This window comes from Streptomyces sp. NPDC103540, assembly GCF_055584445.1.
The window spans coordinates 288,855-312,043 of sequence record NZ_JBVJMA010000006.1; the positions used below are offsets into that span (position 1 = coordinate 288,855).

Annotated in this window: 19 protein-coding genes; 9 read left to right on the top strand and 10 right to left on the bottom strand. The window is 72.7% G+C overall.

The annotated features are described in order from the left end of the window. Positions 1-30 precede the first annotated feature (30 nt). Together ACZ6ZI_RS17035 and ACZ6ZI_RS17040 are read left to right on the top strand one after the other, a co-directional pair. Positions 31-2,061: an oxidoreductase gene (locus ACZ6ZI_RS17035; protein WP_469521191.1), complete on the top strand. Its 2,031-nt coding sequence runs from the start codon at positions 31-33 to the stop codon at positions 2,059-2,061. A gap of 58 nt (positions 2,062-2,119) precedes the next feature. Then, complete coding sequence (locus ACZ6ZI_RS17040; RefSeq protein WP_363063404.1) at positions 2,120-2,533, top strand: PaaI family thioesterase; 414 nt, start codon at positions 2,120-2,122, stop codon at positions 2,531-2,533. A gap of 4 nt (positions 2,534-2,537) precedes the next feature. Here the strand turns inward: ACZ6ZI_RS17040 and ACZ6ZI_RS17045 are convergent, their stop codons facing one another. After that, on the bottom strand, positions 2,538-3,464 hold the full coding sequence (locus ACZ6ZI_RS17045; protein ID WP_469521194.1) for an SDR family oxidoreductase: 927 nt from the start codon (positions 3,462-3,464) through the stop codon (positions 2,538-2,540). Positions 3,465-3,577: 113 nt separating this feature from the next. On the opposite strand from ACZ6ZI_RS17045, the gene ACZ6ZI_RS17050 reads away from it, so the two are divergent. Further along, the gene (locus tag ACZ6ZI_RS17050; RefSeq protein ID WP_469521196.1) at positions 3,578-4,324 is read left to right on the top strand and encodes a TetR/AcrR family transcriptional regulator; all 747 of its coding nucleotides are present in this window, start codon (positions 3,578-3,580) and stop codon (positions 4,322-4,324) included. 71 nt (positions 4,325-4,395) lie between these two features. Here the strand turns inward: ACZ6ZI_RS17050 and ACZ6ZI_RS17055 are convergent, their stop codons facing one another. The 5 genes from ACZ6ZI_RS17055 to ACZ6ZI_RS17075 form a co-directional block, all read right to left on the bottom strand. Beyond that, positions 4,396-5,988 (bottom strand): alpha/beta hydrolase, encoded by a 1,593-nt coding sequence (locus ACZ6ZI_RS17055; protein ID WP_469521198.1) that lies wholly within the window; start codon positions 5,986-5,988, stop codon positions 4,396-4,398. A gap of 184 nt (positions 5,989-6,172) precedes the next feature. Continuing rightward, positions 6,173-6,613 (bottom strand): hypothetical protein, encoded by a 441-nt coding sequence (locus ACZ6ZI_RS17060; protein WP_469521201.1) that lies wholly within the window; start codon positions 6,611-6,613, stop codon positions 6,173-6,175. A gap of 157 nt (positions 6,614-6,770) precedes the next feature. Beyond that, the gene (locus tag ACZ6ZI_RS17065) at positions 6,771-7,835 is read right to left on the bottom strand and encodes an SCO0930 family lipoprotein (RefSeq protein ID WP_469521203.1); all 1,065 of its coding nucleotides are present in this window, start codon (positions 7,833-7,835) and stop codon (positions 6,771-6,773) included. Positions 7,836-7,977: 142 nt separating this feature from the next. After that, entirely contained in the window at positions 7,978-9,426 is a 1,449-nt protein-coding gene (locus ACZ6ZI_RS17070) for an NADH-ubiquinone oxidoreductase-F iron-sulfur binding region domain-containing protein (RefSeq protein WP_469521204.1), read from the bottom strand. Beyond that, positions 9,423-10,466, bottom strand: coding sequence for a hypothetical protein (locus ACZ6ZI_RS17075; protein WP_469521208.1), 1,044 nt, complete (start codon positions 10,464-10,466; stop codon positions 9,423-9,425). The genes ACZ6ZI_RS17070 and ACZ6ZI_RS17075 overlap by 4 nt, the downstream gene beginning before the upstream one ends. A 452-nt stretch (positions 10,467-10,918) precedes the next feature. Here ACZ6ZI_RS17075 and ACZ6ZI_RS17080 point away from each other — a divergent pair, with 452 nt between their 5' ends. Further along, positions 10,919-12,196, top strand: a complete 1,278-nt coding sequence (locus ACZ6ZI_RS17080) for a PucR family transcriptional regulator (RefSeq protein ID WP_469521211.1) — start codon at positions 10,919-10,921, stop codon at positions 12,194-12,196. 81 nt (positions 12,197-12,277) lie between these two features. Here the strand turns inward: ACZ6ZI_RS17080 and ACZ6ZI_RS17085 are convergent, their stop codons facing one another. The 4 genes from ACZ6ZI_RS17085 to ACZ6ZI_RS17100 form a co-directional block, all read right to left on the bottom strand. Then, positions 12,278-13,669, bottom strand: coding sequence for a DUF1996 domain-containing protein (locus tag ACZ6ZI_RS17085; RefSeq protein ID WP_469521213.1), 1,392 nt, complete (start codon positions 13,667-13,669; stop codon positions 12,278-12,280). 14 nt (positions 13,670-13,683) lie between these two features. Further along, positions 13,684-14,433, bottom strand: coding sequence for a DUF4142 domain-containing protein (locus ACZ6ZI_RS17090; RefSeq protein ID WP_469521216.1), 750 nt, complete (start codon positions 14,431-14,433; stop codon positions 13,684-13,686). Positions 14,434-14,713: 280 nt separating this feature from the next. Continuing rightward, positions 14,714-16,123: an aldehyde dehydrogenase family protein gene (locus ACZ6ZI_RS17095; RefSeq protein WP_469521217.1), complete on the bottom strand. Its 1,410-nt coding sequence runs from the start codon at positions 16,121-16,123 to the stop codon at positions 14,714-14,716. Beyond that, positions 16,120-16,350 (bottom strand): MbtH family protein, encoded by a 231-nt coding sequence (locus tag ACZ6ZI_RS17100; RefSeq protein ID WP_469521220.1) that lies wholly within the window; start codon positions 16,348-16,350, stop codon positions 16,120-16,122. Before ACZ6ZI_RS17100 ends, ACZ6ZI_RS17095 begins: the two co-directional genes overlap by 4 nt. Positions 16,351-16,450: 100 nt before the next feature. Between ACZ6ZI_RS17100 and ACZ6ZI_RS17105 the strand changes: the two genes are divergently transcribed. The 5 genes from ACZ6ZI_RS17105 (at position 16,451) to asnB (ending at position 23,168) form a co-directional block, all read left to right on the top strand. Then, a complete protein-coding gene (locus ACZ6ZI_RS17105) occupies positions 16,451-17,365 on the top strand; it encodes a polysaccharide deacetylase family protein (protein WP_469521223.1) in 915 nt (304 codons plus the stop codon). A gap of 257 nt (positions 17,366-17,622) precedes the next feature. Then, positions 17,623-17,928 carry a phosphopantetheine-binding protein gene (locus ACZ6ZI_RS17110; RefSeq protein ID WP_469521226.1) on the top strand — a complete coding sequence of 102 codons (306 nt, stop codon included), beginning with the start codon at positions 17,623-17,625 and terminating at the stop codon, positions 17,926-17,928. A 42-nt stretch (positions 17,929-17,970) separates the two neighbouring features. Further along, the gene (locus ACZ6ZI_RS17115; RefSeq protein ID WP_469521229.1) at positions 17,971-18,885 is read left to right on the top strand and encodes a fatty acid desaturase family protein; all 915 of its coding nucleotides are present in this window, start codon (positions 17,971-17,973) and stop codon (positions 18,883-18,885) included. A gap of 103 nt (positions 18,886-18,988) precedes the next feature. Further along, positions 18,989-21,268 (top strand): M20/M25/M40 family metallo-hydrolase, encoded by a 2,280-nt coding sequence (locus tag ACZ6ZI_RS17120; protein WP_469521232.1) that lies wholly within the window; start codon positions 18,989-18,991, stop codon positions 21,266-21,268. Positions 21,269-21,302: 34 nt separating this feature from the next. Continuing rightward, a complete protein-coding gene (asnB, locus tag ACZ6ZI_RS17125; protein WP_469521235.1) occupies positions 21,303-23,168 on the top strand; it encodes an asparagine synthase (glutamine-hydrolyzing) in 1,866 nt (621 codons plus the stop codon). Positions 23,169-23,189: the final 21 nt, after the last annotated feature.

The following is a 23,189-nucleotide window of genomic DNA, read 5'->3' on the forward strand; positions in this document are numbered from 1 at the left end:
TTCATCACCCCGTGCGAGGAGGCACCCCCGATGAACCAGAGTCCCCAGAGCCGGTACCCGCACCTGCTCAGCCCCCTGGACCTCGGTTTCACCACCCTGCCGAACCGCGTGATCATGGGCTCGATGCACACCGGCCTCGAAGAGCACGAGCGCGGCTTCGAGCGCCTCGCCGCGTTCTACGCCGAGCGGGCCCGCGGCGGAGCCGGCCTCATCGTCACCGGCGGCATCGCCCCCAACGACGCCGGCCGCCCCTTCGAGGGGGGCTCCCGCCTCACCACCGAGGACGAGGCCGCCGAGCACCGGGTGATCACCGAGGCGGTGCACGCCGAGGGCGGGAAGATCGCGATGCAGATCCTCCACTTCGGTCGCTACGCCTACCACAAGGACCTGGTCGCGCCGAGCGCACTCCAGGCCCCCATCAGCCCCTTCCCCCCGAACGAGCTCACCGACATCGAGGTGGAGCGCACGATCGAGGACTTCGTGCGCGCCGCCCGCCTCGCGAAGCTCGCGGGCTACGACGGCGTCGAGATCATGGGCTCCGAGGGCTACCTGATCAACGAGTTCATCGCCGCCGCCACCAACCGGCGCACCGACCGCTGGGGCGGGGCGTACGAGAACCGCGTGCGCTTCCCGCTCGAGATCGTCCGCCGCACCCGCGAGGCCGTGGGCCCCGACTTCATCTTGATCTACCGGCTCTCCATGCTGGACCTGGTGCCCGGCGGCTCCACCCTCGACGAGGTCGTGCGCCTGGCCAAGGAGATCGAGGCCGCCGGCGCGACCATCATCAACACCGGCATCGGCTGGCACGAGGCCCGCATCCCCACCATCGCCACCTCCGTCCCGCGCGGCGCCTACACCTGGGTCACCAAGCGCTTGATGGGCTCGGTCTCCGTCCCTCTCGTCACCAGCAACCGCATCAACACCCCCGAGATCGCCGAGGAGATCCTCGCCGACGGCCGCGCCGACCTGGTCTCGCTCGCCCGCCCCTTCCTCGCCGACCCCGAGTTCGTCTCCAAGGCCGCCGCGGGCCGTTCCGAGACCATCAACACCTGCATCGGCTGCAACCAGGCCTGCCTGGACCACACCTTCAGCGGCAAGATCACCAGCTGCCTGGTCAACCCCCGCGCCTGCCACGAGACCGAACTCGTCCTCTCCCCGACCCGGACCAGGAAGAACGTCGCCGTCGTCGGCGCCGGCCCGGCCGGTCTGGCCTGCGCGGTCTCCGCCGCGGAGCGCGGCCACTCCGTCACCCTCTTCGAGGCCTCCGGGCACATCGGCGGCCAGCTCGACGTGGCCCGCCGGATCCCGGGCAAGGAGGAGTTCGAGGAGACGATCCGCTACTTCGGCAACCAGCTCACCGCCCGGGAGGTCGACGTACGGCTGAACACCCGCGCCGACGTGGAGACCCTCCGGGACTACGACGAGGTCGTCGTCGCCACCGGCGTCACCCCCCGCACCCCCGACATCGAGGGCGTCGACCGGGAGAACGTCGTCAGCTACCTCGACGTCCTGCGCGACGGCGCCCCCGTGGGCGAGCGCGTCGCCGTCGTCGGCGCCGGCGGCATCGGCTTCGACGTCGCCGAGTTCCTCACCGACAGCGGCGAGGGCGCCTCCCAGGACCCGGACGTCTACTTCCGCCACTGGGGCGTGGACACCTCCTACGCGGGCCCCGGCGGCCTCGCCGCCCCCGAGCGCCCCGCCTCCCCCCGCCGGGTCCACCTGCTCCAGCGCAAGACCACCAAGGTCGGCGGCGGCCTCGGCACCACCACCGGATGGATCCACCGCGCGGAGCTCAAGCACCGCGGCGTGGTCTCCGTCGCGGGGGCCACGTACGAGCGCATCGACGACGAGGGCCTGCACATCACCGTCGACGGCGAGGCGCACCTCGTGCCCGCCGACACCGTCGTCCTGTGCACCGGCCAGGAACCGCGCCGGGACCTCTGGGAGGCGCTGCGCGCCGCGGGCGTCGAGGCGCACCTGATCGGCGGCGCCGACGTGGCCGCCGAACTCGACGCCAAGCGGGCCATCAAGCAGGGGACGGAGCTGGCCGCCGGCCTGTGAGCGGGCCCCGCGCGCACGGGAGTTGTGGCGGCCCGTCCCGGGCCGCCACAATCGGCGGGTGACGCTGACTCCCGCCGACGCGGACCGCATCCTCAAGGACAACTTCGCCCCCTGGGTACTCGCCCTGGGCCTCACCGTCGAGGAGACGGGCGAACGGCACGCCGTGCTGCGGCTGCCCTGGTCCGACACCCTCGCCCGGGACGGCGGGGGCCTCAGCGGCCAGGCCCTGATGGCCGCCGCCGACACCGCCACCGTCATCGCGATCTCCGCCGCGCGCGGCGCGTACGGACCGATGACCACCGTCCAGCAGTCGACGAGCTTCCAGCGGCCGGTGACCGGCACCGACGTGCTGGTCGACGTACGGGTCACCAAGCTGGGCCGCCGCATGGCCTTTGCGGACGTCACCCTGACCCCCGAGGGCGCCTCGGAACCGGCCGCGAAGGCCTCCACGGTCTACGCCCTGTTGGGGTGAAGGCCTACGGGGTGGCGACCCGCACTCCGGTCAGGTGCTCGGCCGCCGCCCACAGGCGGGCGTTGGCGGCCGGGTCCAGGGCGCCGCGCGCCAGGCGGGCCGTGGCCGTCGGGCCGATCAGGCCGAAGCGCCGGCCGGGGCCGTAGTAGCCGCCGGCCTCGGCGTCCGGGCTGGTGGCGGCGTAGAGCAACGGTTCGGTGCCCGGCCCGACCTCCTGCTTCGGGATGACGTCCACCATGCTCAGGGCGCGGTGCAGGCGCGAGGGGCGGCCCCGGCCCAGGCTGGCCCCCGCCGTCTGGAGGTTCGTCTTCGTGTACCCGGGGTGCGCGGCGGTGCTGCGCAGCGGCCAGTTCCGTTCGGCCGCGAGCCGGGCGAGGTGGCGGGCCATCATCAGGTCGGCCAGCTTCGACTGGGCGTAGGACAGCATCGGTTGGTAGCGGCGCCGCTCCCACTGGAGGTCGGCGAGGTCGAGGCGGCCGAAGTGGGCGGTGGCGCTGCTCATCGTGGTCACGCGCGGGGCGGGCGCGGCCAGCAGCGCGGGCAGCAGCCGCACGGTCAGGGCGAGCGGGCCGAGGAAGTTGCTGCCCATCTGGAGCTCGAAGCCGTCCGCCGTGGTCATCCGGGTGGGCGGCGCCATCACCCCGGCGTTGTTGACCAGCAGGTCGACCGGGGTGCCGGAGTCGGCGATCCCGTCCGCGAAGGCGGCCACCGACGCGAGGTCGGCCAGGTCGATCCGGCGGACCTCCAGCAGCGCGTGCGGATGGCGGGCCAGGATCTCCGCGCGGGCCGTCTCGCCCTTCTCGGGGGTGCGGACGGCCAGGATCACCCGGGCGCCGGACTCGGCGAGACGGCGCGCGGCCTCCTTGCCGGTGCCACTGTTGGCCCCGGTGACGACGGCGAGCTTCCCGGACTGGTCGGGGATGGCGTACATGGCGTGCTCCTCACGGAGACTCGTAAGAGACCGGCGGTCTCATGTCCTCTCCGCCGAAGCTAGCAGACCACCGGTCTGATAACAACAGACCGCAGGTCTGTACGCTGGGTGTCGTGACCACGCCCCCCGACTTCCAGCGCGCCCGCAGCGACGAGCAGCGAGCCGCTCGCCGCCGGGCGATCCTCGACACCGCCGCCGCGATGCTCGCCGAGATGCCGGTCGCGCAGCTCAGCCTCAACGAGCTCAGCCGCCGCGTGGGCCTCGCCAAATCGAACGTGCTGCGCTACTTCGAATCGCGCGAGGAGATCCTGCTGGAACTCCTCGCCGACGCCACCCGCGCGTTCGTCGACCACCTCGCCGACACCCTGCCCGCGGCCCTCGACGGGGACCCTTCCGACGAGGCCCTCGACGGGGAATCCGACGGGGCCCCGTCCGACGGGCGCGCCGACTCGCGCCCCGACCGGCTCGCCGCCCTCCTCGCGGAGGGCCTCGCCGCCCGCCCCGTGCTGTGCGACCTCCTCAGTGCCCAGGCCGCCGTCCTGGAACGCAACGTCTCCGCCCAGGTCGCCGCCCGCTACAAGAGGGCCGCCATCGACACCGCCGGCGACCTCGGTCGGATCGTCGCCCGCCGGCTGCCCGAACTGGGGGAGTACGACGCCTTCCGGTTCGTCGCGGGGGCCGTCATGGTCGCCGGCGCGGTCTGGACCCACGCCCACCCCTCCGCCGCGATGCTCGCCGCCTACGCCTCCGATCCCGAACTCGCCGTGCTGCGCGTCGACTTCACCGACACCCTGCGCCAGACGCTGGAGGTCCTGCTGTCCGGACTCCTGGCCCGCGCCGGCCGGGAACCGGGTGCGTGAGGACATGACACGACCCGGGTGGTGCCCGCGCGGGCACCACCCGGGTCGTCGTCCCCCGTGGCAGGCGTGGCTCAGAAGCGCCGCGGCGAGACCGGCAGCGGCAACGGGGTCGCGCCCGGCAGCACCTCGCTCCGCTCGGCCCCGCCCGGAGCCGTCCGGCATGCGACGTCCTCGGCGGGCAGCCGGCCCGTGCTCAGGTAGTCGTTGACGGGGGCGTTCGCGCAGGACCGCGGATCGGCCAGGTACACGCCGTGGCCCTCACCGCCCAGGACGGTCACCATCCGCGAGCCCTTCAGGGCCCGGTGCAGGCCCTGACCGCTGACCAGCGGGGTCTGCGAATCCCACTCGTTCTGCACGGTCAGGACGTTCGCCCGGGTCTTCATCGGCGTGGCCGCCTCCACCGGCCGCTGCCAGAACGCGCACGGCTTGATGTTCGAGGCCATGTCCCCGTACAGCGGGTACGCGGCCTTGTCGCGGACGGCGTCGCGCCGGTACCGCTCCGGATCGCGCGGCCAGGCGTCGGTGTCCCCGCAGAGCACCGACCAGAACACGGCGGTGCCGTTGTCGGGGGCCGGGCCCCCGGCCCGCACGGGCTGCGGCGCCGGCTGCCGCCCGAGGGCCGTCCTCAGGTCGGGCACCGCCCGCCCCTGCGGCTGCGGCCCGCCCTCGGCGGCGGCCTTCAGCGCGGCGATCACCGGAGCCGCCTGCTCCGGAGAGAAGAACAGGGGGCGCGCGGTGCGGATGTCGTCGCCCGTCAGCTTCTGCCCCTGGAACTCGATCGGCTCGCGGTCCGCCCGCGCCACCAGGCCCCAGAACGTCCCCGACACGGCCTGCGGGGTGGACCCGAGGCCGTACTCGGCGTCGCGCTCCGCCGTCCAGCGCGTCCACCGGGCGAAGGCCGGCTCGGCCTCCGTCGCCCACATCTGCAGAGCGCCGCGCCAGGCGCGCTGCGGGTCCACACCGCTGTCGAGGACGAAGCGGTCGGTGCGGGAGGGGAACATCTGCGCGTACACCGCGCCGAGGTAGGTCCCGTACGAGTAGCCGACGTAGGACAGTCGGCGCTCGCCCAGCGCCACCCGGATCGCGTCCATGTCGCGGGCGGTGTTGCGGGTGGTGATGTGGGGGAGGACCGCGCCCGCCTTCTGGCGGCACTTGTCGGCGACGGTGCGCGCCCAGGCGACGTCCGAGGCGTAGGTCTCGGGCCGGTAGGCGCGCTCGAAGTTCTCCTCGGCCTGGTTCAGCCCGCAGGTGATGGGGCTGCTGGCGCCCACGCCGCGCGGGTCGAAGCCGATCAGGTCGTAGCGTTCGCGGACCTCCTTCGGCATCGACTCGGCCATCATCAACGGCAGGTCCAGCCCCGAACCGCCCGGGCCGCCCGGGTTCAGCAGCATCACGCCGTGCCGTTTGGCGGGGTTCTCGCTCTTGATCCGCGATATGGCGATGTCGAGGGTCCGCCCGCCGGGGCGGCGGTAGTCCAGCGGCACCTTCACGGTGGCGCACTCGTACGAGGCCGGCTGGTCGGCGCTGCAACGGTGCCAGGAGGGCTTGGCCGGAGCGTACGGCGACGCCGGGTCGGCGGACGCCTGACCGGCCGTCAACAGGGGCAGTGCGGTGGCGAGGAGGCCGCCTGCGGCGAGCAGGGGTGCGAAGCGTCGTGTGCGCACGAGGAGCCGTTCCTTTCGGAGAGGGGCGGATCGCCCCCACCCTGGAGGAGAAGGGTGCGCGGGCGAATCATCCCTCAGGGCGGCCCGTGTGCGTCCTGCGGACGAGTCGGGATCCGGTCAGCCGGCCGACGCGCCGGGCATGCCGGTACGCGGCCCCGTACACCGCCCCGTGCGGCGGCGGCCGTCAGTGGCCGCCGTGCTCCGGGGCGGAGCCGTGCTCGGCGGTGGTCTCGACGCTGCCGCCCAGGCGCCCGCGCACGCCCGTCAGGGCCTGCTCCGAGGGGGCCGTGACGACCCAGCGGTTCCCGACCAGATAGGTGCCGCCGTAGGCCCGGGTCTCCTCCAGCCAGGCCCGCAGGCCCCGTTCGGCGGCGAACGTGGTCACGCGGAAGGCGCCGTCGGCCGTCTCGCAACCGCCCTGGCGCAACTCCTCGGCCTCGACGCTGACCCGTGCGGTGCAGCCGATGGCGCCCGCGATCTCCTCGACGGTGGCGGGCCGGGTGCGGGCCGCCGCGCCGTCGTGCCCGGCCGCCGCCGTACCGCAGCCGCCGCAGGACAGGGCGCCGCACAGGGCGGTGAGCACGAGGAGGACCCGGCGGGGCGTGCGGTGGCTGCGGTACGGCATGGCGACCTCATCGGCTGCTCGGAGACGGGTGGTGTGCGGGCGCGTGCGGGTGGAGGGGGGAGGGACGCGGCCGTGGTGCCCGGCGGGGAGGGGGGCCGGACACCACGGCGGCTCGCGGGTGGGGGGAGGGGGGAGGGGGAGGAGGGGACGAGGCGGCCTAGGAGGCCTTCGCCTTCCCGCCCCGGTCCGTGACGGCGAACCACAGGCCCTGCTTGCCGTGGCCGGTGGTGTCACCGGGGCGCTGGTCGCCGGTGAACGAATAGACCGGCCAGCAGTCGATCGTCAACTGCTCCGAACCGTCCGGCCGTTTCACCGTACCGATCAATTCGGCCGCAACCCCGGAAACCATCGCCTTGTCGACCGGGGAGGCCGGCTTCCAGGTGTCGAGGCAGGAATCGAGGCAGCCGATTCTCATCGGCCAGGCACTGTCCTTGTCGAAGCGGTAAAGCGTCCGGCCGGCGCCGTCCGCGACGATGGTGCCGAGCCGGGGATCCTTCCGGGTGGAAAGCCCCGCCGCGTTTCCGGAGTTCCCGGAGTTCCCGGAGTTCCCGATGTTTCCGTCGTATCCGCCGTTTCCGGTGTCTCCGTAGGCGCCGGTGTCCGGGGCCCCGGGGTCGGCGCCGCTGCCGGCGGAACCGGCGGGGGCCGCCGGCTTCCCGGCGGGCCCCAGCGCGTGCCAGGTGCCGCCGACGCCCTCACCGAGCGTGTCGCCCGCCTTGGTGTCCTTCGCGTAGCGGTAGACGGGCCAGCCCCCGAGCGTCAGCTGCTTCGAGCCGTCCGCCCGGGTGAGCGATCCCAACAGCCCCGCCTCGATGCCCGCACCCGCGGTGACCTCGTCCGCCGACACCACGGGCCAGGCCTTGACGCAGTCGCCCTCGCAGGCGGAAGCCGGGGGCTTGGGCGTGTCCTTGTCGAAGCGGTAGAGGGTGAACCCCTGACCGTCGGTGACCGTCGCGCCGAGGTTCGGGACGTCCCGCACCTTCAGCTCGCCGGCCGGCCCGGCGGCCCCGGCCCCGGCCCCACCGGCCGGCGAGGCCGCGGCGTCGTTTCCGTACGCCGCGTCCGCGCCGGAGCCGTACAGCGAACCGAGCTGCTTTCCGGATCCCGCGGGCCGGACCGCGTCCGATTTCTCCGCGGGTCCGTCGGAGAGACCGCATCCGGCCGTCAGAAGAAGTACCGCGACCGCCGAACCGGCGCATATCCCACGACGCAATTCCCGCACGATCTCTCCCTCGGGTCGGGTTCCACGAATTCCGCTGCTTCGTCCATTCATACGGGCCCCGGCGGACCTTCGGCCCGCATTCCCCGGAATTTGTCAGATCGCGACAGGAATGAACCAGGGACCGGCGCCCACCCGTACGCCGCTATTCCTGGATCCGCAGCGCGAGCGCCGGGCAACGCCGCACCGCCCGCAGCGCCTTGGGCCGCAGCCGCCCGGGGACCGGCATGGACGCCTGGGCCGGGAAACCGTCCGCGTCCAGACGCACCACGTCCGGCAGGACGTCCACGCACAGCCCGTGTCCCTTGCACAGCGTCCAGTCCACCACCAGCCGCTCCGGACTCTCGTCCCGCGGCAGCGGCAGCGCCCCGAGCACCCGCCGGCCGCAGCCGCTGCCCAGCGCGTGGTCGCGGAACTCGTCGGGGAACGCCGTCAGCGCCGAGGCCACGAAGTGCGAGGTGCCGTCGGGATGGCTGCACGCGCCCCGGCCCCGCACCGCCCGCATCCGGGCCTCCACCGCTTCGAGGGCCGGCCGGCCCCCTCCGCGCACGGCGTCCTCCAGTACGTCGGCCAGTCCGGGCAGCCCCCGTACGCAGGGACCGCACTGGCCCGCGGACTCCTTCGCCATCCACCGGGTCACCCGGGCCACCTCGCCGGCCGGGCAGGTGTCCTCCGGCAGCGGCAGCACCGCCCCGGCCCCGAGCACCGCGCCGAAGGCGGCCAGGGACTGCCGGGACACCTCCGCGGACAGCGCCGCCCCCGGATCGAGCCACCTGCCGTGGTAGCCGCCGACCAACACCCCCTGCCCGGGACGGGTCCCGCACAGCTCCAGGATGTACGCCAGCGCGGCGCCCGTCGGCGTCTCGACCACCGTGGACCCGGCCACCGTCAACATCACCGTGCCCGGCTCGGACGGCAGCCCGACCGAGCGGTAGCCCGCCGCTCCGAGCCGCGCGGCGACGGCGAGTTGGGCGTAGGTCTCGGTGTTCGACAACAGGGTGGGCACACCGCCCAGCCCCCGCTCGCTGGTGCGGACCTTCTGCCCGGACGGCAGGGCCGGGCCACCGTTGAGGCCGCCGACCAGCGCGGTCCCCTCCCCGGTCACGAACCGCTCCGGCAGGCGCACCACCCGCACCCGCCGGCCGCCCGGCCCGCGTTCGGCGACCGCCTCGCGCACCGACCGCTCCACGTCGGCCCGGGTCACGGCCACCACGACGTCCTCGGCCGCTATCGCCGACGCGGCCATCAGCGCCCCGTCGAGCACCAGGTGCGGGGCGTGCAGCAGCAGGGCGGTGTCCTTGAGGCAACTGGGTTCCCCCTCGCTGCCGTTGACGACCACCGCCGTCTGCCCGTCGCGTCCGCGCGCCGCCTGGGTGACGGCGCGCAGCTTGCGGGCGAAGGGGAAGCCCGCACCGCCGCGCCCCCGCAGGTCGATGTCGCCGGCCAGGGCGACCAGGTCGTCGGGGTGGTGGCGGGGGAGCGCGCCGTGGGCGGCCAGGTGCGCGGCGCGGTCGAGGCGGGGGGCCCGGTCGAGTCCGGCCAGCAGGCGCGGGGCGCCCACGCAGCCGAGGCCGGGGCGCGGGTCGTCGCTCACGCGGATCCCTCCCGGGCGGCGAACCGGTCGGCGGTACGCGGACCCGGTACGGCTCCGGGCCGCGGTCCGGCCAGGCCGCCGGGCCACGGTGCGGGCGCGGGGCGCGGGGGAGGCGTGGCCGTCACCTCCACCAGGGGGGCTTCGGCGACGGGGTACGGGGCCGGTCGGGGGCCGCGCGCGGCGGTGCCGCCGGCGGGGGAGGCGTAGGGGCCGTCCGGGGGGCCGACCGGACGGGAGGAGGCGCGGGGCGCCGGTCGCGGTGTCGGCCGGGCGGGCCTGCGGCCCGTACGGTCGATCCCGTCGTCGGCGGCGCCGAGCCGGCGTGAGCGGATCCGCAGGGCCAGCACGCCGGCCACCCCGACCAGGCAGAACGCGTACGCCGCCGTGACCCAGGCGTCGGCGGGGCGGCCCGCCTTGAGGCCGTGCACCAGGCAGGCGCCCCATGCCGGGTACGCGCCGATGTGCAGGGCCCGCCACCACAGGGAGCGACTCTTCGTCGCGAAGACACTACGCACCGCACCGGAGATCGCGACGGACACGAAGAGATATCCGGCCACTGTGCCGAGGCCGATGACGACCGGCCGGTCCGGGTCGGTGAAGGGCACCGCCGCGGCCGTCGCCGAGGTCTGGGCCTGCGCGACCTTCACCCCTATGTGCAGGGCGAGGAAGCCCAGGCCCGACACGGCCAGTCCGCGGTGCACGCCCTGGGCCAACAACCGGTGTCCCGACCCGAGTACGACGCGGTCGGTGGCCGCCAGTCCCCACAGGACCGTCCCGGTGAGCGAGACGAGCGCGAGCACGCCCGCCCCGTAGTCGAGGAACTCCCACACCCGGTCGAGCGCGCCCGCGCGGGCCGCCACGAGCAGGGAGACCAGGGCCGCGGCGGCGGCGCAGAGCACGCTCGGCCGCAGCCTGCCGGCGGAGGGCAACAGGGAGGGCCGCCGGACGGCCCGTTTCCCGGCGGCGGGCGCGGCGGCCGCGTGCCGGCTCCCTCGTCGGGCTCGGTGCGAGCGGGGCATGTACGACTGGGACAGGGGCATCCAGATCTCCTGTGCACCCGGGCTCCGAGCACTCCACCTGGCGCTCGGCACCCGGGGGTTGAGGTCGATGGTGGCCGGCAGCGCTTGGATTCCCGCGCCGGCCGAGGGGCTCGGGGCCGGAGTGCAGCAGCATCGTGGAGGCACACGGCATCTCCACGGGATTTATCGAAACGTGATAATTTCTCGCGCGCCGTCTCCGGGCCGTCGGACAACGCCGGAAGATGCCCTTCCAGTGGGGGTTGTGACAGGCCACCGCGCCGCTCGCCGGCTACGCGCCGGTGACGGCAAAAACGAGGCAAAACCGCGGGACCGAAAGTGGCCGAATCCCTCCAGAAGAGGGTGAGGTGACTGCAACTCTCTTGGCACACAAGGTTGTTGGCGAGGCAGGCAACCTCGGTGGGCCCGTCGTGCTTTCGGCGGACAGGCCTCACCCCGGCAAGAACGAGGCAACGATGTGTGAACTTCTGAACCGCATCTGGTCCCGCCCCCGAGGCGAGTGGACCCGCGTCCTGCGCAGGGAACTCCCGGGACTGGCGGCCGAGATAGTGGAGGAGCTTCTGCATGGAATTCCCGGATTTTCCACACTTATCGATGACAACGATGCCACCGGCGACGAGCTCCTCAGACAGAGGGTGGAGGAGGCGCTGCTCACCGTGCTCGGCTATCGCGAGGAAGAGGTCCGGCACGACGGCCGGCAGGAGGGCGGGGACGAAGAGTCCCACGAGGGCGTGAGGGAGGAGCGGGCCTCGGCCCACACGGGTCCCCCCGGCGGCGCGCCCCCGACCGCCGCCACCCCCGCGCACCTCCCCGTGGCCGCATCCGTCCCCCCGCAGGTCCCCCCGCACCTCCCCGCCCCCGCGCAGGTGCCCGTCGCCGCGCACGTGCCCGCGCCCGCCCCCGCGGACCGGGCGCACACCCCCGCCCCGGGCCCCGGCGACCGGGCCCGGCTCGACCTCTTCCGGGCCCTGACCGACGACCGGGCCGCGTCCGAGACCTCCCTCACGGACCTCGCCGAGGCGGCCGGTTGGCCCCTGCCCGACCACGTACGGGCCGTCGCCCTGCTCACCCCCGGCGAGACGCAGCAACTGGCCGCGGTCCTCGACGACGCCCTGCCCGGCATGTTCGGCGGACGTCCCTGCCTGCTCCTGCCGAGCGCCGACCCCGACGACCGCGCCGCCCTGGAGGTCCCGCTGCGCGGTCGCTTCGCCACCGTCGGCCACGCCGTCCCGCTGCGGGACGCCGCCTCCTCGCTGCGCTGGGCGCTGCGCCTGCTGGCCCTGACCCCCTCCCGGGGAAGCCAGGACGCGCGGGCCGTCTTCGTCGACGACCACCTCTCCACCCTGCTGCTGCTCCAGGACGAGCCCCTCGCCCACGCGCTGGCGGCCCGCTGGCTGCGCCCGCTCGCCGACCTGACCCCCCGCCAGAGCGAACGCCTGGAGGTGACCCTGCTCGCCTGGCTGGAGGGCGGCGGCGCTCCGGAGGCCGCGAAGGCCCTGAGCGTGCACCCCCAGACCGTCCGCTACCGGATGCGGCAGCTGGAGAAGCTGTTCGGCCCCAACCTGCGCGACCCGCGCACCCGCTTCGAACTGGAGATGGCCCTGCGCACCCGGCGGTTGATGGCCCAGGTGCGGCGCCGGCACCCGCGCGTCGGCCGCCGGGCCGGCCGGGTCGTCACCGCCGACTTCACCGCTCCCCTGATCGGCCGCATGGCCCGCGTCAACGGACTCTGATCCCCCCTCCACGCCCGCGGCCCGGCCCCGTCCTCGTGACGGGGCCGGGCCGCGGCGCCGTGGTGGCCGGCGCCGAGCGGGTCAGCGGCAGGTGCGACCGGAGTTGATGCAGTCCACCGCACGGGCCATCAGGCCGTCCGACATCACGTTGATGAAGTCGCCGTGGTCGGTGACCGGCTTGTGCAGTTGCTCGGGGAAGCTGTCCACGGCGATCCGCGCGCCGGGCGCGACCCCGTAGGTGATCTTCTGCACGAGCGCCGGTACGGCCGTGAAGCCCCTCTTGCAGCGGCCGTTGCCGTCCGGGAAGGCCATGTGCGTACGGTGGTTGGCGCTGTCGGTGTTGCGCCCGTCCCAGCAGCTCTGGAAGGTGAAGGTGCGCACCACGTCGCTGCCCTTCGGGCAGATCGGGTACTTGTCCTTGAGCTGGCGGTCCTCGAATCCGGTGCAGCTCCAGGAGGCGTTGGCGTTGGCCGTGCCGTTCGCGAAGGCCTTGGCGTCGCCGGTGATCACGCGCAGGAAGCGGGGCATGGCCTTGACCTGTCCCACGGGGCTGCCCTTGAAGGTGGTCGTCACCTGCTTCGGGCGCAGGATGGTGCCGACGTTGGCGTCCAGTCCGCCGCCGGGAGCGCGCGCGTCCCGCTCGTTCTTGCCGTCGCGCAGGCGCAGCACCGGCCAGTAGTAGGTGGACTGGTCGCCGTTGCGGCAGGTGGTGCCGGAGGCCGCGAGGCTGTCGTTGGTGGAGAAGGCGTCGGTGGACTTGTTGCCCACGTAGTCGTGCATGTGGTGCGCGCCGTTCGAGACGCCGGGCGCGACGATCACGTTGTCGGGGTTGAAGTGGCCGTTCTCGTTGCGGCCGCATTCGGAGCTGAAGGTGCCGGAGGTGGCGCCGCGCTGCGGGGACGGCGTACGGACGTTCGGTCGGACCTTGGTGATGTCCACGAAGTCGCTCCGCGCGGGCCCGCCCTTCCCGCCGAAGCCGCGGGCCGATGCCGCCGCGGCCCCCGACCCCTGCTCCTCGGGGCTCTCCTCGGACGGGGCCTCCTTCATCTCGCACCCGCTCAGCGCGTCCAGTCCCTCGGAGCGCCCGCCGGAGCGGCCTATCGCCTCGGACACCCGCCCGATCGTCGCGCCGCGCTGCTGCCGCAATTCGCCCAGCAGCGCGTCGCGCCGCTTCTCCCCGCCGGCGAGCCGCCGGTAGGCGTCGGCGATCTGTACGTCGAGCTGGGCGAGGTTCTCGTCGACCTCGGCCCGGGCGCCGCCCGGCACGTCGGTCAGGCGGTCGCCGACGTCGGGGCAGTCGATGGTGGTCGTCACCCGCCCGGTACGCGAGCCGTCCTGCCCGGCGGAGGCGTTGCCGGCGATGACGGCGACCGCGCCGCCGCCGAGCGCCAGCGCCGAGACCACGGCCAGCAGCGCGCGGGGGATGCGGGGGCGGCGTTCGGGGCCCTGTCGCCTCTGGTCCTGTTGACTCATCGGATCACGTCACTTCACTTCGTCGGTCGGACGCGGGAGGGAGCCGAGGCCCCCTGCCGGTCGGGGGCGGGGGCGGGGGCGGAGTCGGAGAGCGCGTCGAAATCGACGAGTCCGCTCTCCTCCAGCACGGAGATGTGGTCCAGGACCGTGGCGTTGGCCGAGGTCGCGAGGGCCCGCACCATCGAGTTGCGCGTCTGCCCGCGGACCTGCGCCACGAGGGCGAAGACCTTGCCGTGGGCGCGGCGCAGCAACTGGATGAACAACCGCTCGTACTCGATGCCCGGGGCCGCCCGGTCCATCTGCCCCAACCAGTCCTGCTGTTGGGGGGAGGGCTGGTCCGGGAGGTCCATGCCGAGGGCCTGGCCCACCTGGAGCACCTGCCGGTCCAGTTCGGTGTGGCCGTCGACCAGGTGGTCCCCGGCCGTACGGACCGAGGCGCGCGTACCGCGCTGCTGCGCCTGTCGCCCCGCGGGCAGTTCCCACAGTCCGGCGAGGCGCACCTTGCGCACGAAGTCCCGGTCGATGGCGGTCAGCGGCCCGTACGCCGTGCTCATGGTCCCGGCGCCGTCGTCGTCCGCGGCGGCGAGGGCGCCGGCCGGGGCCGCGCTCGCGCTCGTGGCGGACGCGCGTTCTCCGAAGCCGTTCACGGGGATCAGCAGCGCGACGAGTGTGACGGCGAGCGCGGCGATGACGAGACCGCTTCCGATCGTGTATCTGGTCGCCACCGAGATGCCGCCGCCGGATCGTCGCCGGAATGCCAGCACAGTGCCTCCTTGCTCCTGGGGCCGGGAGCTGCGGGACCGCGCGCGTCTTCGCGCCGGGCGGTCGCCCGCACTCCTGAGGTGCCACGGGACGCTAGTGCCCGTTGTGGCACCGCCAGGGAAGGACCATCACCATCGGACAAACATCCGGGCCGACTCCCGGGATCCTGCTATGGTGCCGCGTCGGCGGCCGGGCGGAATCCGCCCGACCGCCGAGGCGATCACGGGTGCCGACGGCCCCGCCGTCGGCGTGCCGCGCGGTGCCCCGCCCGGGGAGGCCGGGTCAGCCCCGGGGACCGCGGACGTTCAGGACCTTCGGGCGGGTGTAGGCGAGCAGGCCCAGGTAGCCGTACTCCACGCCGACCCCGGAGCTCTTCGCCCCGCCGAAGGGGACGTCGTGGCGCAGGTCGCCGTGGGTGTTGATCCAGACCGTGCCGCAGTCGAGGCGCCCGGCGAGGGCGCGCGCCGACGCCTCGTCACCCCACAGGGAGGCGCCGAGGCCGAACTCGGTGGCGTTGGCGCGTGCGAGGGCCTCCTCGACTTCGGTGTACCCGATCACCGGGATCACCGGACCGAACTGTTCCTCCACCTCCAGGGCGGTGCCGGCCGGCAGGTCGGTGACCACGGTGGGCGGGTAGAAGTGCCCGGGGCCCTCGGGCACCTCACCGCCGGTGAGGACGGTGGCGCCCGCCGCCGCGGCCGCCTCGACCAGGGCGGCCACCCGGTCGCGCTGGGGCCGGCTGATCAACGGCCCGAAGTGGGTGGCGGGGTCGGCTCCGTCGCCCACCACCGCCTGTTCGGCGAGTTCCGCCAGCCGCTGCGCCAGGCGCGCGCGCAGCCCTTCCGGTACGTAGATCCGTTTGACCGCGGCGCAGAACTGGCCGCAGTTGGCGAGCGCGGCGCCGAACAGGGCGGGTGCGATGGCGTCCACGTCGGCCCCCGGCAGCACGATCGCCGGGTCGTTCCCGCCGAGTTCGAGGACGACGGGGGTGAAGCGGCCGGCGGCGTGCCGGGCTATCGCGCGTCCGGTCTCGATCGAGCCGGTGAAGGAGACGAGGTCGACACCGGGATGGGTGGTGAGCGCCTCCCCGAGGTCGCCGGCTCCCGAGATCACGTTGAGCACGCCCGGGGGCAGGCACTCCCGGAGGAGCTCGCCGACGCGGAGCGTGGACAGCGGGGTCAGGGGCGAGGGCTTCAGGACGACCGTGTTGCCCGCCAGCAGGGCGGGGGCGACCTTGCACATGGCCAGGATGATCGGGAAGTTGGACGGGGCGATGGCGGCGACCACCCCGTAGGGCTCCCGGGACAGCGTGATGTCCGAGGACGCGTCCCGTACGAGCTCCTCGGTGGTCAGCGACAGCTTCGCGGTATGGCCGAACCACCCCGCGGACAGCTCGACTTCGGCGAGGGCGTCGCGCAGCGGCTTGCCCTGCTCGGTGCTGAGCAGCCGGGCGATCCCGTCCGCCTCCGAGGCGAGCCGGCCGCCGCACTCCACCAGGTGGGCCCGGCGCTCGTCCTGTGTCAGCGCGGCCCAGGCCGGCCCGGCCGCGACGGCCGCGGCGACGGCCTCGTCGAGCCGGTCCGGGCCGCAGTCGGGCGCGTGGGCGAACACGGTGCCGGTGGCCGGGTTCTCCACCGGCAGGAGGTCGGGGGCGTCCACGCCCGCCCCGGCCACGGTCATGCTGATCGTCACGACGAGGACTCCGCCGCCGACTCGCGCTCCATGTGCAGGCGCAGGCTGAGCGGGCGCATGTCCGTCCAGACCGTGTCCACCCAGGCCAGGCACTCCTCCTTGGAGCCCTCCGTGCCGGACTCGCGCCAGCCGGCGGGCACCCGCGCGCCGAGCGGCCAGATCGAGTACTGCTCTTCCTGATTCACGACGACCCGATAGGCCGGTGCGTTCTGATTCTGCTCGCTCATTGCGCTTCTCCCCTTGCCGCGCCGGCCGGCTATAGTGCGCCGGACCGCGGCTTTCAAAACGACAGCTGCGATGGTCAACCGAACTTCGGAGGTACGGTACATGAGTGAAGTGGTGCAGGGCGATGGTGTGTCGGACGCGGAAATCAACGCTTCCCGGGTGCCCGTGGTCGACTGGCCGGAGCGGGCGGAGTCGGGAAACTGGCTGGGTGACGACAAGGCCGTCGTCGTCATTAGTGTCGATGTAGACGCGGAATCTCCGGTTCTGGCCCGGGGCGAGCACTACATCAACCACCTCACGACCATGTCGCACCAGGCATACGGGCCGCGCGTCGGCGTCCCGAGGATTCTGGACCTGTTGGAGCGGATGGACGTTCCCTCGACATTCTTCATACCCGGTGTGACCGCGGAGCGCTGGCCGTCCGTCGTGGAGTCGGTACGCGACCGGGGCCAGGAAATTGGCCTGCACGGATTCACCCACCGCCACCCCGTCCACCTCTCCGAGGGAGAACAGCGGGAGGAGCTGGAGGCCTCCCTCAAGACCTTTGCGCGATTCGGTGTGACCCCGCGCGGATACCGGGCCCCCAACTGGGAGATGACCCGCTACACCCTGGATCTGCTGCCCGAGTACGGGCTGTCGTACGACTCTTCCCTGATGGACGACGACCGGCCGTACGTGGTCCTCGCCGGGGCCGCCCGGAAGCCGATCGCGGAGCTGCCCGTCCACTGGCTGCTGGACGACTGGGAGCAGTACGCCTTCCTTCCCGAGCCCAACATAGGCCAGCTGATCGAGGCCCCCAGCAAGGTGGTTGACCTCTGGACGTCCGAGCTCGACGCCATGCGGGAGCACGGTTCGCTCTGCGTCCTGACGGTCCATCCGTTCCTCACGGGACGCCCCTCGCGGCTGCGCGGCCTGGAGAGTTTCATCCGCTTCGCCCAGGAACGAGGGGATGTCCGCTTCGCGACGGCGGGTGAGGTCGCGGACCTCGTCGTCAAGCCGGATTCCCTCATTCCATAAACCGGATCCCCTCGTTCCAAAAACAAGTACAAACCGGTATGTCCGGATCCCCCGGTGCTTATCGTCCGACTGTCCCGCACTCGTTCGAAGCGATGGCCCGACAAGTCTTGTCTCGAAGATCCACGGTGTGTTTCTATACGGCAACGAGCGGCACCGGGGGCGCGGCCACTCCACAACAGGGGGGTCTGCCGCCTTCTGGGCGCATTCATACAGCTGCACCAAAGGATTCGTGGGTGCAGGTTCTTGAGGGGGTCCTCATGAGCTTCGACCATGCGTTTGACCAGACGCATCTGGAAGAAGTAACCGAAAAAGTCGTCGGTATCTGGGCTGATGTCCTCGAAATCGACCGGACGACAATCGACCCGCAGGAGAGTGACTTCTTCGCGCTGGGTGGATATTCACTCCTCGTTCTCCAGTCGATATCTCGACTGCTGACCGAACAAGGGATAGGGGAGGAGCAGGGGCAGGAACTCGAAGGCCTTCTTCTGAATGAACTCTTCGAAAAGCCCACTGCTGCCGCCCAGGCGGAATGCCTGCTGCGGAACACAGCCGTACAGGCGTAGCGAACATTGGCCAGCCAGGTTGATGACGCTGCGTCGAAGATATTGTGGCAACGGGCCCGTACGACGTCGAAGGACCAATTCGACTTCATCGTAAAACTGGCCGTCGCCCTCGTCCTGATCGTGGTGGGCGTCCTGCTCGCCCTTTCGCCGTACTGGTCGACCCGGATCGCAGGCGTCGTCCTGCTCGGCGCCATGTACACCCACACCGTGGAGTTGCAGCACCAGTGCCTGCACCACTCCGCGTTCCTCGACCCCCGGTGGCACCGGATCGTCGGAATCCCCCTGGGGATACCGCTGTTCGTCGGCTACAGCCACTACCGCATCCGTCACCTCCAGCATCACAAGTACCTGGGCACGCCCCAGGATTCGGAGTTCTTCGGATTCGACACCCGGCAACCCATCACCTGGGGAGCCCTGTTGCGCGAGCTGTTCAACTTCGGCCGCATCCTCGTGGTGCTGGGCGACATGGCGCGCAGCGTGCGCGGCAGCTGGACGTACGACCTGGGGGAGATCCCGGATCGCCGCCGCCGTGAGGTCGTGAACGAGTACCGGATCATGGCCCTGTGCCTGCTCGGTGCCGTGGCCGCCGCCTGCGCGGGCTTCGGTGAGCAGGTGCTGATGCTCTGGGTGCTGCCGCTGCTGGTGGCGGTACCGCTCCACTTCCTCGTGGAGCTCCCCGAGCACATCCTGTGCGACAACTCCAGTACCGACGTGCTGCGCAACACCCGCACCATCACGGGCAGTCGCTTCAGTACCTGGTACACCAACGGCAACAACCTGCACGTCGAGCACCACGCCGCCATGTCGGTGCCGATCAACCGCCTTCCCGAACGCCACTCCGTGGCCTTGGAGTTGGCGGTGCACTCGCACCGCAGCTATCCCGCCTTCTTCCGCCTGATCGCCCGTGAGGCGCAGCGCAACCGGCGGAGCGGCCGCGCGACGGCCTCGAACGAGTAGCACCCCGCCGGGCTCGGCGGTCGTACGTTCCCCTGCACGCACGCACAACGAGCACCACCGATTGGGTACCAACGTGTCACGCACAACTCCCCGGAAAGCAGCGGTGTTCATACTGCTGTTCGTCCTGGCGCTCACCGGGTGGTCGCTGTACACCCTCCAGCCCCCGGCCCCGGCCTCCGCCACGGCACCCGCGCGGGAGTTCTCCGCCGCGCGGGCCATGGAGGACGCCGAGGTCGTCGCCCGCACCGCGCACCCCATGGGCAGCGCCGCCGCCGCCGAGGTGCGCCGGCACCTGGAGCGGCGCCTGACCGCGCTGGGCGGCCGGGTGACCGTGGAGAGCGACACCGTCGCCGTCAACGGAGAGGGCACCGCCAAGGTCGGGGAGATCTCCAACGTCCTCGCCCGCTTCCCGGGCACCGACCCCACCGGCACCGTCCTGCTGGTGGCCCACTACGACTCCGTCCCCGCCGGGCCCGGCGCCGCCGACAACGGCGTCAACGTCGCCGCCGTCCTGGAGGTCGTCCGGGCCCTGCGGGAGGACGGGACGCCCCGCAACGACATCGAGGTCCTCTTCACCGACGGCGAGGAAGCCGGCCTGCTCGGCGCCCACGACCACGTGGCGAAGAAGGCCGCCGACCCCGCGAACACGGTCGTGCTCAACCTGGAGGCGCGCGGCGTCTCCGGCCCCTCGATCATGTTCGAGTCGGGACGCCGCAACAGCGGCGTGCTGCCAGCCCTCGGCGGAGCGGACCGCCCCGTCGCCACCTCCCTGGCCGACGAGATCTACCGACTCATGTCCAACCACACCGACTTCAGCGAGTTCAAGGAAGCCGGCTTCACCGGACTCAACTTCGCCTTCGTCGACGGCTCGGCCCGCTACCACACCACCGGCGACGCCACCGCGAACGTCGACCGGGGCAGTCTCCAGCACCAGGGCGACTCGGTGCTGGCCGTGGCCCGGACGCTCGGCGGGCAGCCGCTGGACGCGCCGGCGGGCGGGGAACACACCTACTTCACCGTCCTCGGGTTCCTCGTCCACTACGCGCGCTCCCTGGTCCTCGTCCTGGCCGGCCTCGCCGTCCTCGGTTACGCGGCCACCGTGTGGTACGCCCGGCGCACCGGGGCACTGCGCGGCGGGACCGTCAAGGGCGCCCTCGGCTTCTTCGGAGCCCTGGTCGCCTCCTGGTTCACCGCCTTCTGCCTCTGGTCCCTCGCCGTCCTGATCCGGCCGCAGTACCAGAACCTGCTGATGGGCGACACCTACCGACCCGGCTGGTACCGGGCCTCCTTCCTCGTCTTCGGCCTCGCCGCCGTGCTCGGCTGGTACGTGCTGCTGCGGCGCCGCGTTCCGGTGCTCGCGCTGACGCTGGGAGCCTGGGGCTGGTTCGCCTTCCTCGCCCTGGTCACCGCCGTCCTCGCGCCGGGCGCCGCGTACCTGTTCACCTGGCCCCTGCTGATCGGCTGCGCCGCCCTGGCCGCCGCCCTGCGCTGGGGCCGGGGGGACGCCGGATGGCACGCGGTGGGCGCGTCGGCCGCGGCCCTGCCCGCGCTGGTGCTGTTCCTGCCCGTGATCACCCTGATCTTCCCCACCCTGGGCATCTCGGCGGCCCCCGTCCCCCTGGTGCTCTGCGCCTTCGTGACCGTCCCGCTCGTGGCGCTGACCGGGGCCCTGCCCCGCCGGGCCCCCGGCCTGACCGCGCTGTTCGCCGTGGCCGCGGCCTCCGCACTGCTGCTGACCGGCATGAAGGTGGACGGCTTCGCACCCGGGCGCCCCGCCCACACCAGCCTCGCCTACCTCTGGGACGCCGACAGCGGCAAGGGCACCTGGGCGAGCTCCGACGCCTCCCCGCCGGCCTGGACCCGCAAGGTCACCGGCCTGGAGCGCGGGCCGGTCGCCGCGGACTTCCCCACCTTCCCGCCCGTCCTGCCCTACGCCGCGCGCGCCACGACCGGCGACGGACCGCGCCCCGCCGCGCCCGAGGCCACCGTCAGCGCGCAGAGCGGCGCCGGAGGGGAACGCACCGTACGGCTGAAGGTCACCCCGGCCCCCGGAACCTCCTACGTCAGCCTGATGGCGGACGTCTCCCGGCACACCGTCGAGGAGGCCACGCTGCTCGGCGTGACCGTGGAGGGCGGCGTCAACCGGCCCTTCGCCGAAGGCCCCTGGAAGTGGGGGTTCGTCCTGTGGAGCGTCCCCGCCGACGGGGTCGAGATCACCTTGAGGGTACGGGGCGACGGCGAGGTCCCGCTCTGGCTGACCGGCTACACGCCAGGACTCCCGCAGACGGCGGGACTGCCGCCGATGCCGTCCCACCTGACCTGGAGCACGCACGGTGACGCGCTGACCGACGTCACCGCCTCCGGGCGCGGCATCCGCGCCTGACGCCCACCCAACGATCAGTAAAGGGGGATCCGCCATGTGCGGAATCACCGGAGCGGTCGCACTCGGTGCGGCGCCCGCCGTCGACGGCCACGTACTCGACACCATGACCGCCACCCTGCTGCACCGCGGCCCCGACTCCGCCGGCCGCTACCTCGACGCGCACGCCGGCCTCGGATTCCGACGCCTGAGCATCGTCGGCGTGCACGCGGGCGACCAGCCCATCCGCAACGAGGACGGATCGCTCGTCCTCGTCTGCAACGGCGAGATCTTCAACCACCGCGAGTTGCGCGCCGAACTGGAGGCCAAGGGCCACCGGTTCACCACGATGTCCGACGTGGAGGTCATCGTGCACCTCTTCGAGGAGCACGGCACCGGCCTCCTGGACCGGCTCAACGGCCAGTTCGCCTTCGCGCTCTACGACCGCGGCCGGCGCAGCCTCATGCTGGCCCGCGACCACATGGGCATCCTGCCCCTCTACTACGCCCACACCGACGAGCACCTCGTCTTCGGCTCCGAGATCAAGGCCGTCCTCGAACACCCCGCCGTCGAGCGGGCCGTGGACCTCACCGGCCTCGACCAGGTCCTCACCTTCCCCGGCGCGGTCAGCCCCCGCACCGTCTTCCGCGGGGTCAGCGCCCTCAAGGGCGGCGAGTACCTGCTCGTCGAGGACGGGAAGGTGCGCACCACCACCTACTGGGACCTCGACTACCCGCCGGACGGCGAGGAGGAGCGGCACGACGACGCGTACTGGATCGAGACGCTGCGCGAGCTGCTGGCCACCTCCGTCCACCGCCGACTCCAGGCGGACGTCCCGGTCGGCTACTACCTCAGCGGCGGACTGGACTCCTCCCTCATCGCCGCGCTGGTCCACCGCGCGCTCCCGGGGGCCCGCCCGAACTCCTTCTCCATCTCCTTCGAGGACCGGGGCATCGACGAGTCCCGCCACCAGCGGACGATGGTGGACCTGCTCGGCCCGCGGCACCACGAGACCCGCTTCGAGGCCGGCGACATCGCCGACGAACTCCAGCGCATGGTGTGGCACGCCGAGACGCCGGTGAAGGAGACCTACAACACCTGCTCGCTGGCCCTGTCCCGCGCCGTGCGCGACTCCGGCACCCGGGTCGTGCTCACCGGCGAGGGCGCGGACGAACTGTTCGGCGGCTACCTCGGCTACCGCTTCGACCAGGCAGGACACCGCGAGACGCACGCCGGCGGCCTGGAGGGGCGCCTGGAGCGCGAGGCACGCCGGACCCTGTGGGGCGATTCCGGGGTGTTCTACGAACGCGACTACCACGCCTGGCGGGAGTCCAAGCTCGACCTGTACGCGCCCGACCTCGTCGACGCCTTCGCGGACTTCGACGCCCTGCGCCACCCCGTGGCCGACGGCTCGATGCTGCGCGGCCGGCACCCGCTGCACCAGCGCTCGTACCTCGACTTCAAACTGCGCCTGACCGACCACCTGCTCACCGACCACGGCGACCGGATGGCCCTCGCGAACTCCGTCGAGGCCCGCTACCCGTTCCTCGACATCGACGTGGTCCGCTTCGCGACCCGCATCCCGCCCCGCCTGAAGGTCCACGGCGGCACCGAGAAGTACGTCCTGAAGCAGGCGGCCCGCGGACTGGTGCCCGACCCGGTCATCCAGCGCGAGAAGTTCGGCTTCCGCGCACCGGGCAGCCCGGCGCTGCTGCGCCGCAACCCCGAATGGGTCGGCGACATGCTCGCCCACGACCGCATCAAGCGACAGGGCTACTTCGACCCCGAGGTGACCGAACTGCTGAAGAAGCAGTACACCGCGCCGGACTACGAGCTCCACCCGCACCTGGGCGACGACCTGCTCCTGATCGTCCTCACGTTCGGCATCCTGCTGGACTCGTTCGGCCTGCCCGACCACTCATGACCCGCCGGGGCGGCACCGCCG